This window comes from Janthinobacterium sp. PSPC3-1 (assembly GCF_049896105.1).
Lineage (GTDB): Bacteria > Pseudomonadota > Gammaproteobacteria > Burkholderiales > Burkholderiaceae_D > Janthinobacterium.
Window position 1 is genome coordinate 1 of sequence record NZ_JAFCTQ010000054.1, and the last position, 14,014, is coordinate 14,014.

Annotated in this window: 12 protein-coding genes; 11 read left to right on the forward strand and 1 reads right to left on the reverse strand. The window is 64.5% G+C overall.

What is annotated here, in order from left to right; all coding sequences use genetic code 11:
* Window positions 1-218: 218 nt before the first annotated feature.
* On the reverse strand, window positions 219-1,253 hold the full coding sequence (locus ACP7B7_RS29435; RefSeq protein WP_308921698.1) for a LacI family DNA-binding transcriptional regulator: 1,035 nt from the start codon (window positions 1,251-1,253) through the stop codon (window positions 219-221).
* Between the two features lie 354 nt (window positions 1,254-1,607).
* Here ACP7B7_RS29435 and araD point away from each other — a divergent pair, with 354 nt between their 5' ends.
* The 11 genes from araD (at window position 1,608) to ACP7B7_RS29490 (ending at window position 14,002) form a co-directional block, all read left to right on the forward strand.
* Window positions 1,608-3,275 carry an L-arabinonate dehydratase gene (gene araD, locus ACP7B7_RS29440; RefSeq protein ID WP_426079071.1) on the forward strand — a complete coding sequence of 556 codons (1,668 nt, stop codon included), beginning with the start codon at window positions 1,608-1,610 and terminating at the stop codon, window positions 3,273-3,275.
* Window positions 3,276-3,318: 43 nt separating this feature from the next.
* Window positions 3,319-4,131, forward strand: a complete 813-nt coding sequence (locus ACP7B7_RS29445) for an HpcH/HpaI aldolase family protein (protein ID WP_426079057.1) — start codon at window positions 3,319-3,321, stop codon at window positions 4,129-4,131.
* A gap of 63 nt (window positions 4,132-4,194) precedes the next feature.
* Window positions 4,195-5,298, forward strand: a complete 1,104-nt coding sequence (locus tag ACP7B7_RS29450; protein ID WP_426079058.1) for an ABC transporter ATP-binding protein — start codon at window positions 4,195-4,197, stop codon at window positions 5,296-5,298.
* A 43-nt stretch (window positions 5,299-5,341) separates the two neighbouring features.
* Window positions 5,342-6,589: an ABC transporter substrate-binding protein gene (locus ACP7B7_RS29455; RefSeq protein WP_426079059.1), complete on the forward strand. Its 1,248-nt coding sequence runs from the start codon at window positions 5,342-5,344 to the stop codon at window positions 6,587-6,589.
* Window positions 6,590-6,673: 84 nt separating this feature from the next.
* Complete coding sequence (locus ACP7B7_RS29460; RefSeq protein ID WP_308921703.1) at window positions 6,674-7,588, forward strand: carbohydrate ABC transporter permease; 915 nt, start codon at window positions 6,674-6,676, stop codon at window positions 7,586-7,588.
* On the forward strand, window positions 7,585-8,415 hold the full coding sequence (locus ACP7B7_RS29465; RefSeq protein ID WP_308921704.1) for a carbohydrate ABC transporter permease: 831 nt from the start codon (window positions 7,585-7,587) through the stop codon (window positions 8,413-8,415). The genes ACP7B7_RS29460 and ACP7B7_RS29465 overlap by 4 nt, the downstream gene beginning before the upstream one ends.
* 3 nt (window positions 8,416-8,418) lie before the next feature.
* Window positions 8,419-9,306: an aldose 1-epimerase gene (locus ACP7B7_RS29470; RefSeq protein WP_426079060.1), complete on the forward strand. Its 888-nt coding sequence runs from the start codon at window positions 8,419-8,421 to the stop codon at window positions 9,304-9,306.
* Window positions 9,299-10,231, forward strand: coding sequence for an SMP-30/gluconolactonase/LRE family protein (locus ACP7B7_RS29475; RefSeq protein ID WP_426079061.1), 933 nt, complete (start codon window positions 9,299-9,301; stop codon window positions 10,229-10,231). Before ACP7B7_RS29470 ends, ACP7B7_RS29475 begins: the two co-directional genes overlap by 8 nt.
* Window positions 10,228-11,013 carry an SDR family NAD(P)-dependent oxidoreductase gene (locus ACP7B7_RS29480; RefSeq protein WP_308921707.1) on the forward strand — a complete coding sequence of 262 codons (786 nt, stop codon included), beginning with the start codon at window positions 10,228-10,230 and terminating at the stop codon, window positions 11,011-11,013. The genes ACP7B7_RS29475 and ACP7B7_RS29480 overlap by 4 nt, the downstream gene beginning before the upstream one ends.
* A gap of 27 nt (window positions 11,014-11,040) precedes the next feature.
* Window positions 11,041-12,495, forward strand: coding sequence for an NAD-dependent succinate-semialdehyde dehydrogenase (locus ACP7B7_RS29485; protein WP_426079062.1), 1,455 nt, complete (start codon window positions 11,041-11,043; stop codon window positions 12,493-12,495).
* Window positions 12,496-12,583: 88 nt separating this feature from the next.
* Window positions 12,584-14,002 (forward strand): porin, encoded by a 1,419-nt coding sequence (locus tag ACP7B7_RS29490; protein ID WP_426079063.1) that lies wholly within the window; start codon window positions 12,584-12,586, stop codon window positions 14,000-14,002.
* Window positions 14,003-14,014 lie beyond the last annotated feature (12 nt).

Consider the following 14,014-nt stretch of genomic DNA (forward strand, 5'->3'; position numbering starts at 1 on the left):
ATGCGACCTTGGACAGCAACGCGCTTCAATAGTGCCCGCGGGAGAGGTAAGCAGAATGTGCCGCCCTAGAAAAAAAGCCCGCTGCGGGAGCGGGCTGAATCTAATTCCTGTGAGGAAGTAGAGGAGACAGGTGAATGATGCCGCATCGCAGCATATTTAGCCAATCATCTTTTCCTATGATGTCGATATGCAAAACCTATATCTGTTTTTGAGCCGCATCAAGCGCTGGCGCGCGCGATCAGTTCGTACTGCAAGGGCTCCGGCGCCAGCGGGGCGCTGCCCTCTTCCAGTTCGCCCAGGCGCAATAGTATCGCCTGCGCGGCCAGGCAGCCGATGTCGTAGCGCGGCACGCGGATGGTGGTCAGCGCGGGCGTGAGTTTTTCGGAAAACGGAAAGTCGCCAAAGCCGGCCACCGCGCACTGCTCGGGAATGCGGATGCCGGCGCGCGCCGCCTCGTAGATGGCACCGGCGGCCATATTGTCGTTGGCAAAAAACAAGGCATCGGGCCGGTCGGCGCGCGCCATCTGCGCGCTGAACACTTCCGCGCCCGCGTCCAGCGGCGCAATGGCGATGGCTTGCACGATCCGTGGCGCCAGGCCCAGTTCGCGCATGGTTTCCTCATAGCCCTCGGCCCGCTTGCGGGCGCGGAAGTCGCTGCCGATGCCGCTGTCGACATAGACGATGTTGCGGTAGCCCCGGCCATGCAGGTACAAGGTCATGTCGCGCCCGGTGGCCCGGTGCGAAAAGCCGATCTGCGGATACGGCCGCTCGGGGCGCACGTCCCAGGTTTCGATCACGGGGATGTGCAGGCCGGCCAGCAGGGTTTCGGTGGCGGCGCTATGATCGGCGCCTGTCAGCACCAGCGCGCGCGGCGACCAGCCGAGAAAGGCGCGCACCACTTTTTCTTCCGTTTCGACCGAGTAATCGTGGGTTGCCAACAACAACTGGTAATTATGTTTCGACAAGGTTGTCGACAGGCCCTGGATGGTTTCGGCAAAGATGGAATTCGACACGCTGGGCACGATGGCGCCGACGATGCGCCCTTGCGTGGACGCCAGGCCGCCGGCCGCCTCGTTGCGGATATAGCCGAGCTGGTCGATGGCGCTCTTGATGCGCTCGCGCGTTTCCTGCGACACGCGGTCCGGTTCCTTGAAGTAGCGCGAGACGGAAATGGCCGACGTCTGCGCCAGCTTGGCCACGTCGAACACGGTGCTGCGGCCCAGGCCGCGGCGCTTGCGTACGGGATCGTTCATGGGTACTGCCTGCTCTGGCGTGTGAGCGCCGGGTTTTGCATGTGCATAAATTCCCATATGGAAATTAGTTAAAAGAAATCATGCCGATAGTGTAATGCCAGTGTGCTTGCGGCGGCACACGGCGCGCATTGTAGCGTCATTAAATCGGTTGACAACGGGGATCGATTCAAATTATATTTCGCTGTGCTTGCAATGTTAGCGCTAACAAAGACGACATGCAAGACCCGAGACAGCGCCACTGGACAGCCATACGCAGCTGGCCAGGCACACGATAAAGGACACACATTGAGCTCCGCCACCTCCCGCCGCACGCTGGAATCGCTGCGCAGCCAGCGCTGGCTGGCCCCCGACGACATGCGTTCGTTCGCCCACCGCCAGCGCCTGCAGCAAATGGGCTTGCGCCGCGAAGAATTCCTCGACCGCCCCGTGATTGCCATCATCAACACCTGGAGCGACTTGTCACCCTGCCATTCGCATTTGCGCGAGCGGGCCGAAGCCGTCAAGCGCGGCATCCTGCTGGCCGGCGGCTTCCCGGTCGAACTGCCGGCCCTGTCGCTGGGCGAAGTGATGGTCAAGCCGACCACCATGATCTACCGTAACTTCCTGGCGATGGAAACCGAAGAGCTGCTGCGCTCGCTGCCGATCGACGGCGCAGTGCTGCTGGGCGGCTGCGACAAGACCACGCCCGGCATGCTGATGGGCGCCATCAGCATGGATATTCCCGCCATCTTCTGCCCCGCCGGCCCCATGCTCAACGACCGCTACCGTGGCCAGAGCGTGGGCGCGGGCACGCACACCAAGAAATTCTGGGACGACTACGTGGCCGGCGACATCGCCAAGCCCGAGTGGATCAAGCTGGAAGCGAAGATGACGCGCTCGCCCGGCACCTGCAACACCATGGGTACGGCTTCGACCATGACGTCCATCGTCGAAGCCATGGGTTTTACCTTGCCCGGCGCGACCAGCATCCCGGCGATGGACGCCAACCATGTGCGCATGGCCTCGCAATGCGGCGAGCGCATCGTCGGCATGGTGTGGGAAGACCTGAAGCCGTCGCGCTTTTTTACCCGCGCTTCGCTGTCGAACGGCGTGGCGGCCTATATGGCGCTCGGCGGCTCGACCAATGCGGCGATCCACCTGATCGCGATTGCCGGGCGCGCCGGCATGACGCTGTCGCTCGAGGAAATGGATGCGATGGCGCACAAGGTGCCGGTGATCGCCAACCTGTTCCCGTCCGGCGACAAGCTGATGGAAGATTTTTTCTATGCGGGCGGCATGCCGGCCCTGCTCAAGGAAATCACGCCCCAGCTGGATTTGTCGGCGCTGACCGTCACCGGCCGCAGCCTGGGCGACAATATCGCCGACGCCGTTTGCCTGGACGACAGCGTGATCCGCAAGGTGTCGCAGCCGGTGGCCGATGGCGCGGCGCTGGCCGTCTTGCGCGGCAACCTGTGCCCGGGCGGCGCCGTGATCAAGCCGTCGGCCGCCAATCCCAAGTTCGCCAAACACCGTGGCCGCGCGCTGGTATTCGATTCGAACGCCGAGATGCTGGCGCAGATCCACGCGCCCGACCTCGATATCGATGAAAACACGGTGCTGATCCTGCGCAACGGCGGCCCGATCGGCGCGCCCGGCATGCCGGAATGGGGCAATCTGCCGGTGCCGAAAAAGCTGCTGCAGCAAGGCGTGCGCGACATGGTGCGCATTTCCGACGCGCGCATGAGCGGCACCCACTACGGCACCTGCGTGCTGCACGTGACGCCCGAAGCGGCCGTCGGCGGCCCGCTGGCCCTGGTGCGCAACGGCGACATGATCGAACTGGACATCGCCGCGCGCAGCCTGAACATGGACGTGCCGGAAGAGGAACTGGCGCGCCGCCGCGCCGAATGGCTGCCGCCGGCGCAGAAGTATGCGCGCGGCTATACGCGGCTGTACATGGAACACGTGACCCAGGCCGACCAGGGCTGCGACCTCGACTTCCTGCTGGGCAATGCGGCCACGCCCGAGCCGCCGATTTTCTGATTGCCGCCTTACTACATATATATAGAGAGAGCACAGGATCACCATGGATATATTGAACAACCCCTTCCGCGCCCTGCTGGCGGACCACGCGGTACCGCTGGGCAGCTGGCTGATGGCCGGCACGCCCGTCACGGCCGAAGCCATGGGCTGCGCCGGCTTCGACTGGCTGGTGCTGGACATGGAACACGTGCCCATCGACTACCAGGACGCCTACCAGATCCTGCAGGCGCTGGGCGGCACGCCGGCCGCTCCCGTGGTGCGCCTGGCCTGGAACGACCTGGTGCAGATCAAGCGCGCGCTCGATATCGGCGCCCAGACATTGATGTTCCCGTTCGTGGAAAACGCGGATGAGGCGCGCAGCGCCGTGGCTGCCACCCGCTATCCGATGCCGGGCCAGGCCGTACCCGGCACGCGCGGTTTTGCCGCCGTGCACCGCGCCAGCCGCTACGGCACCGTGGCCGGCTATGCGGCGCGTGCCAACGACGCCGTGTTTTCCATCATTCAGCTTGAAACCCCGGCCGCGCTGGCACAATTGGAAGAGATCGCCAGCGTGGAAGGCGTCGACGCCCTGTTCGTGGGGCCGGGCGACCTGTCGGCCAATATGGGCCATATCGGCAATATCGGCCACCCGGAAGTGCAGGCGGCGATTGCCGACGCGGCGCGCCGCGCACGCGCCATCGGCAAGCCGATCGGCATCGTCGGCCCCACGCCGGAAATGCTGCAAACCTTTATCGGCTACGGCTACGACTTTGTCGCCGTCGCCTCGGACCTGGGCATGATGATGCGCCAGGCGAATGCCTTTATCGCGGCACTCAAACCGTCATTGGCGAAAACCGTCGAGACGGGCGTGTACTGATTTTTTTTGCAACAGCATATGGAGCGCGCTCAGACGCGTCATTCGCATTCTTTGGAGACGAGCATGTCAGGTGTAAAACTGGAAAAGGTTGTCAAGAAATATGACAACGGCGTCGAAGTCATTCATGGCATCGACCTGGAAATCAAGAAGGGCGAATTTGTCGTCTTTGTGGGCCCCTCGGGCTGCGGCAAATCGACGCTGATGCGCATGGTGGCGGGCCTGGAGTCGATCACCGGCGGCACCATCTCGATCGAGGGCCAAGTGGTGAACGACCTGCCGCCGCGCGAACGCGATATCGCCATGGTGTTCCAGGACTATGCGCTGTACCCGCATAAATCCGTGTTCGACAACCTCGGTTTTGGTTTGAAACTGCGCAATTTCCCGAAGGCGGAAATCGAGCAGCGCGTGCGGGCCGCCGCCGCCATTCTGAAGATCGAGCACTTGCTGGACCGCAAACCACGCGCCCTGTCCGGCGGCCAGCGCCAGCGCGTGGCCATGGGCCGCGCCATCGTGCGCCAGGCGCGCCTGTTCCTGTTCGACGAACCGCTGTCGAACCTGGACGCCCTGCTGCGTTCGGAAATGCGCACCGAAATCAAGAAGCTGCACCAGCGCATCGGCGCCACCACCATTTATGTCACGCATGACCAGGTCGAAGCGATGACCCTGGCCGAGCGCATCGTGGTGCTGTCGGGCGGCAATATCATGCAGGTCGGCACGCCGGACCAGATCTACAACGAACCGGTGTCGAAATTCGTCGCCGGTTTCACCGGTTCGCCGCCGATGAATTTTCTTGGAGCAAAAGTCGCGCGCGGCAGCGATGGCCAGGCAGAAATCGTGCTGGGCACGGCGCGCCTGGCCCTGCCACCCGCCGCGCAAGCCGCTTGCGGCAAGCTCGACGGCCGGCAAGTGGAATTCGGCATCCGCCCGGAAGACATCACGCTCGACGCCGCCGGCCCCGCCAGCGCGCCGCTGACGGCCACCGTGGTGGTGGTCGAGCCGCTGGGCGCCGAAACCCTGGTGATCTTCCAGTGCCAGGGCGGCGAGCTGACGGCCCGTTTGCCGCCCACCTTTGCGCTGGCGCCCGGCCAGCAGGTGACGGTACACCTGGACATGGAAAAATTCCATCTGTTCGACCCGCAGGGCGGCGCGGTGCTGCCATCAAAATAAGCTCGGCACAGTCCGACATACAAACTCAACAGGAGACACAACCATGCGTATCAAATCCCTCGTGCTGGCGCTCGGCGCCACCTTCGTCCTTGCCACCGGCGCCCACGCGCAAACCGTGAAGGTCTTTGTCGGCGGCCAGGAACGCCCCGAAGTCATGCGCGAACTGTTCGCCAAGTTCATGGCCGCCAATCCCGGCGTCAAGATCGACCTGGAAACGGGCGGCGCCACGTCCGAGCTGCAGCAGAAATACCTGAACACGGTGCTGTCGGCCGGCGATTCGACCCTGGACGTGTTCCTGATCGACATTATCCGCCCGGCCCAGTACGCCTCGGCCGGCTGGATCGAAAGCCTGGACAAATACCTGGGCGCCGACCGCGACAAGATCATGGGCCAGTACCTGCCCGCTTACAAGCAGGCCAATATGGTCGACAACAAGGTGGTGGCGTTACCCGCGTTCGCCGACGCCATGTTCCTGTACTACCGCAAGGACTTGCTGGCCAAATACAAGCTGTCGCCGCCGAAAACCTGGGATGAGCTGGCCACCGTGGCGCGCACCATCCAGGCCGGCGAAAAGAATCCCGAACTGCAGGGCATCAGCTTCCAGGGCAAGGCCATCGAAGGCGCCGTCTGCACCTTTCTGCTGCCGTACTGGAGCCAGGGCGGCGAGCTGATCACCAATGGCAAACTGAGCCTGGACAAGCCCAAGGCCGAGGCCGGCCTGGCCATGTGGCGCAAGCTGGTCGACCAGGGCGTGGCGAAAAAGAATATCGCCGAAGTGGCCACCGACGACACGCGCAAGGAATTCCAGGCCGGCAATGTGCTGTTCGCCGTCAACTGGGGCTATGCCTGGAACCACTTCCAGGAAGGCGACAGCGGCGTGAAAGATAAGGTCGGCGTGGTCAGCCTGCCGGCCATGGCGGGTGGCAAACCGGCTTCCTGCATCGGCGGCTGGCAGTGGGCCGTGTCCTCGTACTCGAAAAACAAGGAAGCGTCGGCCAAACTGGTGCGCTGGCTGTCGAGCCCGGAAGTGTCGAAACAACTGGCGCTGAAGGCCTCGAACCTGCCCGTCTATCCGTCGGTCTACCAGGACAAGGAAGTGCTGGCCGTCAATGGCTGGTTCGCCGATGCGCTGCCGGTGGTGCAAAGCGCCCGTTCGCGTCCCGTCACGCCGCGCTACAGCGAAGTGTCGGAAGCGATCCGCGTCAATACCAATGCGGTGATGGCGGGCGTGAAAACCCCGGCGGCCGGCGTGGCCGAAATCGAAAACCGGGTCAAGCGCATCCTGCGCTAAGGGCCGAGCAGCCCGATTCACGCCCGGCCGCCTTCAAGGCGGCCAGGCGTGACACGCATACGCACCGCAACAGTCGAGGAAAACATGAGGCAACGCACCCTGAAAAGCCGCATCACGGACCCCAGCGAAACCACGCTGGCCTGGGTCCTGCTGACGCCGGCGATTCTCTTTTTACTGCTGATCGTGGCCTACCCGGTCAGCAAACTGATCTACAACAGCTTTTTCGATATCCGCCTGTCCGGCGGCGGCCTGCCCGCCTTTGTCGGGCTGGACAACTACAAGCTGGCGCTGGAAGACAGCCTGTTCTGGAAGTCGCTGAAAAACACCCTCATCATCACGGTGGTGACGGTGCCCGGCGCGCTGGTGGCGGGCCTGGGCCTGGCCATGCTGGCCAATATGCCGTTCAAATACCGCTGGCCGGTACGCTTGGCGCTGCTGCTGCCGTGGGCGCTGCCGCTGGCCTTTGTCGGCCTGATCTTCGCGTGGTTCTTCCACAGCGAATACGGCCTGGTAAACGACATCATTCGCCGCATCGACCTGCTGTTCCCTGCCCTGGGCTGGCAGCCGCAGATCTGGTTCAATTCGCCGGCGCTGACGATGGCCGCCATCTGCATCACCACCATCTGGAAAACCTCGTCGTTCATGGCGCTGATTTTGCTCGCCGGCCTGCAGACCATCCCCGCCTCGCTGTATGAAGCGGCCGAAGTGGACGGCGCCAGCAAGTGGAAGCAATTCACGGAAGTGACCCTGCCGCTGCTGGTGCCGTCGATGCTGGTGGCGCTAATCTTCCGCACCCTGACGGCCATCCAGTCGTTTGACATTCCCTACAACATGCCCGGCCCTGGCGACGAGACCAAGACCCTGGCCATGTATATCCAGTCCAATACCGTCGACTACCTCGACGTGGGCTATGGCTCGACCCTGGCCGTCTTCATGTTCCTGCTGTCGATGGCCACCACGTTCGTGTACTTGAAATATGTCAGAGGAGACAAAGAATGAGCGGCCTGTTTTCATCGAAGCGCCTGCGCTGGTTCGCCGCCGCGATCGTCATCCTGAACGGCGTTTTCCCCGCCCTGTGGATTCTTTTCACCTCGCTGAAAACCGAGAGCGAACTGACGCAAAAGCCGATCACCTACTGGCCGCACGAACCGACCATAGCCAATTTCATCTCGGCCTTCCAGGACCAGCCGCTGCTGACGTTTCTGACCAACAGCCTGATCGTGGCCGGCCTGTCGACCCTGCTCAGCCTGTTTATCAGCGCGCTGGCCGCGTATGCGATCGCCCGCCTGCGCCTGCGTTTCCGTGGCCTGATCCTCACCGCCATTATCGGCGTGTCGATGTTCCCGCTGGTGACCCTGATGGTGCCGCTGTTCGAGATCATGCGCAGCCTGGGCTTGTTGAATTCGTACTGGGCGCTGGTGCTGCCCTACACGGTGCTCAACCTGCCGATCTGCACCCTGATGATGGTCAGCTTTTTCCAGGATATTCCGCGCGATATCGAAAACGCGGCCATGCTCGACGGCTGCACCCGCATCAGCGCCCTGTGGCGCATCGTGCTGCCGCTGGCCGCACCGGGCGTGGCGACGGCCGCCATCCTGGCGTTCGTGAACTCCTGGGATGAATTCCTGCTGGCGCTGTCGATGAATTCGGCCGTGGCCTACCGCACCCTGCCGGTCGGCATCCAGCTGTACCAGGGCGAGTTCGCCTTCCCGTGGCCGATCATTTCGGCGGCGCTGGTGGTGGCCATCGTGCCCATCGTCGTGCTGATCGTGATCTTCCAGGAAAAGGTCGTCAGCGGCCTGACCTCGGGCGGCTTGAAGGGGTAATGCATGGATCACCCTTCTTCCATCGTGCTGGTGCACGGCGACAGCCGCGCCGAACTGCGGCCGGCCACCGGCGGCGCGCTGGCCGGATGGCGCTGGCGCGGGCGTGACCTGCTGCGCCCGGCGCCCGCCGGCGCCACGGTGCGGCAGATGGCTTGCTATCCGCTGGCGCCGTATTCGAACCGCATCGGCCAAGCGATACTCAGGGTGCCGGAACAGCACTACACCCTGCGCGCCAACTTCGCGCCCGAGCCGCACAGCATCCACGGCTTCGGCTGGCAGCGCGCCTGGCAGGTGGCAAACCACACCAGCGACAGCGCCGAACTGTTCCTGGCGCACGCGGCCGACGCCGACTGGCCGTATGCCTGCACGGTGCGGCAGACCGTGGCGCTGGATGACGCCGGCTTGCGATTGAGCCTGTCGGTCACCAACGACGACACGCGCGCCATGCCGGCCGGCCTGGGTTTCCACCCCTACTTTCCGCTGACGCCCGGCCTGCGGCTGGCAACGCAGTGGGACGGCCTCTGGCGCGCCGGCGGCGACCGCCTGCCTTTGGACCTGGCGCCGCAGCCGCAAAGCGCTCCCTTTGCAACGCCGCAGCCGGTGGCCGGCTGGCATGCCGACGACTGTTACAGCGGCTGGCGCGGTGAAGCCAGCCTGCACTACCCGGACTACGTGCTGCGCATGTCGGCCAGCGACAACTGCCGCCATCTGGTGTGCTTTGCGCCGAACGATGAACGCAATTTTATTGCCATCGAACCGGTCACGCAGGCGAATGACGCGTTTGCGCTGGCCGCGCGCGGCGCCCGGGACACCGGCATGCGCCTGCTGGCGCCCGGCGAGAGCCTGTCGATCGCCATGGTCCTCGCCGTCGAGGAGGTGCAGCATGCGTGAATGGCAAGCCACACTGGTGCTCGACGCGCGCGCCGAACTGGCCGAATGCCCGTTGTGGAGCGTGGCCGAGCAGTGCCTGTACTGGATCGATATCGCCGGGCGCCGCCTGCACCGCTACGACCCGGCAACAAGCCTCGATCGCCTCTGGTGGATGCCGTGCGAGCCGGGCTGCATCGCGCTGGCGGACGGCGGCGGCCTGGTGGCGGCCCTGCGCGACGGCTTCTACCGTTTTTATCCCGAGCAGTCGCGTTTGCACAAGCTGGCCGGCGCGCCGTATGACACCACCAACATGCGCTTTAACGACGGCCGCTGCGATGCGTCGGGCCGCTTCTGGGCCGGCGCCATGTACCAGCCGCGCACCAGCGAACAGGCGGCCATGTTCTGCCTGGAGCGTGGCGCGGTGCGGCCGGGCTGGGGCCCTCGGGATGGCCTGGGCGTAAAAGTGAGCAACGGCCTGGCGTTCGCGTCGGATGGCCAGTCGTTGTTCCAGTCCGATACGCCCAATCACGTGATCTACCGTTTCGGCTTCGACGCCGCGACCGGCCAGGTGGGCGAGCGCAGCGTGTTCGCGCGCCTGCCGGTGAAAGGCGAGGAAGCCGTGTATGGCGGCCGGCCGGACGGCGCCGCGATCGATGCCGAAGGCTGCTACTGGAGCGCCCAATACGAAGGGGGACGCGTGCTGCGTTTTTCGCCGCAGGGCGAGATTATCGGCATCGTGCACGTACCGGTCGCGCGCCCGACCATGGTCGCCTTTGGCGGCGCCGACCTGCGCACCCTGTATATCACCAGCGCGCGCGAAGGCGCGGCTGACGAAGAACTGGCGCGCCAGCCCCAGGCCGGCGGCATCTTTGCCGTGCGCCTGGACGTGGCGGGCCGCCCCGAACCGCTGTACCGCGATGCGGATACGCACAAGGAACCATCATGAACACCATCACTCTCTACCCCAGCCTGCAGGACCGCGTGGTCTTTGTCTCGGGCGGCGGCTCCGGCATCGGGGCATCTTTGGTCGAGCACTTCGCGCTGCAGGGCGCGCAGGTCGCTTTCTGCGATATCGACCGCGAGGCCAGCGAGGCTCTCTCTGCGCGCCTGGCGCCTTTGTCGCGCCATGCGCCGCATTTTGTCTACAGCGATATCCGCGATATTCCCGCCTACCAGGCCAGCCTGGCGGAGGTGGAAGCGCGCTTCGGCGCCATCCGCGTGCTGGTCAACAATGCGGGCCGCGACGACCGCCACACCCTGGCCGAACTGACGCCCGATTACTGGGACAACTGCCTGGCCTTGAATTTGAAACACCATGTGTTCGCGATCCAGCAGGTGGCGCCCGGCATGGCGGCGGCCGGCGGCGGCGCCATCATCAATCTCGGCTCGATTTCGTGGCTGCGCGGGCGGCCCAACCTGGTCGGCTACACCACGGCCAAGGCGGGCATCGCCGGCCTGTCGCGCACCCTGGCGCGCGAACTGGGCGAGCACAATATCCGCGTCAACGCGCTGGCGCCAGGCGCCATCGTCACCGAACGCCAGGCCGAGCTGTGGCGCGATCCCGAGGAAGACCGGCGTTTCATCGAACTGCAATGCCTGAAGTACCGGCTCGATCCCGGCCACGTGGCGCGCACGGCGCTGTTCCTGGCGGCCGACGATTCGAACGGCATCACCGGCCAGCATATCGTCGTCGATGCGGGACTGGCGCAAACATCGGTCGCCGGCTGACCCCTTTCACTCTATTAGGAGCACCCCATGTTGAACCTGCAAGACGCAAGCCTGTTGAAACAGCAATGCCTGATCGATGGCGTCTGGTGCGATGCCGATGACGGCGCCACCATCGCCGTCACCAACCCGGCCACCGGCGACATCATCGCCACCGTGCCGCGCATGGGCGCGCTGGAGACGCGGCGCGCCATCGCCGCTTCGCACACCGCGTTCAAAGCGTGGCGCAAACAGACCGTCAAGGCGCGCGCCAGCGTGCTGCGCGCCTGGCACGCGCTGATCCTGCAACACGCCGACGACCTGGCGCTGATACTCACCAGCGAACAGGGCAAGTCGCTGGCGGAAGCGAAGGGCGAGATCGTCTCGAACGCGGCCTACCTGGAATGGTTTGCCGAGGAAGGCAAGCGCGCCTATGGCGACGTGATCGCGCCGCCGTCCAGCGACAAGCGCATCGTCGTCATCAAGCAGCCGATCGGTGTGTGCGCGGCCATCACGCCGTGGAATTTCCCGAACGGCATGATCACGCGCAAGGCCGGGCCGGCCCTGGCCGCCGGCTGCGCCATGGTCCTGAAACCGGCCTCGCAGACGCCGCTGTCGGCCCTGGCCCTCGGTGAACTGGCGCTGCGCGCCGGCGTGCCAGCGGGCGTGTTCAATGTGGTGACGGGCGCCGCTCAGGCGATCGGCACGGAGCTGTGCCACAACAACCTGGTACGCAAGATCACGTTTACCGGTTCGACCGAAGTGGGCGCCTGGCTGTCGCGCGAGGCGGCCGGCACCATCAAGAAGCTGTCGCTGGAACTGGGCGGCAACGCGCCGTTCATCGTGTTCGAGGACGCCGATATCGATGCGGCCGTCGACGGCGTCTTGATGTCGAAATACCGCAACAGCGGCCAGACCTGTGTCTGCGCCAACCGCATCTACGTCCAGGACGGCATCTACGACGATTTTGCGGCCCGCCTGGTGGCCAAGGTGGAACAGCTGAAACTGGGCAACGGGCTTGAAGCGGGCGTGACGCAAGGCCCGCTGATCGACGAGAACGCCGTGCGCAAGATCGAGCAGCATGTGGCCGACGCGCTGGCCAAGGGCGGCAAGCTGGCTATCGGCGGCAAGCGCCATGCGCTGGGCGGCAGCTTTTTCGAGCCGACCGTGGTGCTGGACGCGAACAGCACCATGCTGGTGGCGCGCGAGGAAACCTTCGCCCCACTGGCGCCGCTGTTCCGCTTCAGCACTGAAGAGGAAGTGATCGCGCTGGCCAACGACACCGAATTCGGCCTGGCCGGCTATTTCTACAGCCGCGACCTGGGCCGCGTCTGGCGCGTGGCGGAGGAACTGGAAGTGGGCATGGTCGGCATCAACACGGGCATGATCGCCAATGAAATGGCGCCGTTCGGCGGCGTCAAGCATTCCGGCATGGGCCGCGAAGGGTCGCATTACGGCATGGACGACTTCCTCGATATCAAATATCTGTGCATGGGAGGCATCTGAATTCAAGCCGCCCGCGAGGGCGGCCGCAGCACCGCAGCAAGCAGGGATCACCAGGACTATCCATATAAAAAATACAGGAGACAAGATCATGCAAACCACCATCCGCAAGACCACCATGGCCCGCGCCATCACCGCCCTCTTCTTTGCGGCGCCATTTATTAGCGCTAACGTGCGCGCCGACGAGCTCAGCGACATGAAGGCCATGCTGGCCCAATTGCAGGAAAGAGTGGCACAGATGGAAGCCAGGGCGGCCCAGCCGGCGCCGGAGCCAGCTGCGGCCACCACCGCCATGGCGCCGGCCACCGCAGCGGCGGCACCGGCGGCGCCGGCAAAGTCAAACACCGGTTTCAACTGGAAACTGTATGGCCGTGGCGATATCGGCTACACGGTCTCGCGCGGCAAGGACGCCAGCGGCCGCCAGCTGACCAACCACCGTTTGAACCAGGGCGAGATGGCCAGCCGCCTCGGTCTCACCGGTTCCTGGGTCTTCAGCGACGAATACAAGGCCATCTTCGGCGTCGAAACCGGCCTCAATCTGTTCAACGGCAACGCCGGCGGCGGCACGCAGAACAACACCAGTTCGTCCGTGCTGTTCAACCGCGGCTCGACCGTCGGCTTTGCCTCGACCACCTGGGGTTCGATCGAAGGCGGCACCATGTACATGGCGCCGTTCTGGGTCTCGCTGGGGGCCGACCTGGCCTCGGCCCACAACTACGGCGCGAATGACTTCAGCGCCCTGTTTTCGCTGACGCGCCCCGAGTCCCTGGGCCGCTACCTGAAGGACCCCGTCACCGGCAACGCCAGCAAGACCACCAGCCTGGCCGGCAACAACTCGGGCACGGCCCTGTTCTACGGCAACGCGCTGCGCTACCGCAGCCCGACCTACAACAACTTCTCGGCCGAAGTGTCGTATTCGGCCGGCCAGCAGGCGTCTTCCGCCACGGCGCTCGAAGACGACGGTCGCAGCTGGGCCGCCAATGTGCTGTACAAGAAGGACAATCTGTTCCTCGGCTACGCCCATATGGACTACCAGCAAAGCAACGATATCAGCACGGCCGCAAGCAGCAACTTCGTCAAGCGCAACCAGGTCACGGACATCGTCGGCGCGCGCTACAAGTGGAACGACTTTACATTGGGCGGCTCCTACACCTCGTACCGCGTGTCGAACGCGGGCGGCTACGGCGCCGACGCGTTCGGCGTCTCGGGCGCCTATGACCTGGGCAAGCACCGCATCGAAGGCAGCCTGGCGCAGATCAGCTACGACGGCGCCAACAGCCGCGGCGCGTTCGGCGCCAACACGGGCGACGGCGTGGGCAAGCCGAAGTCGACCGCCTACTCGCTGGGCTATCTGTACAACTTCCAGCCGACCCTGTCGTTCTATGCCTACGCCACCCGCATCAAGAATAATGAGCATGCCAAGCTGGGCGTATTGCAGTTCCGCGGGGACAATAACTATTTTGGCTACAGCCCGGTCGAACTGACCGCCGGCATGTTCCTCGTCTTTTAATCATCAGGAGTA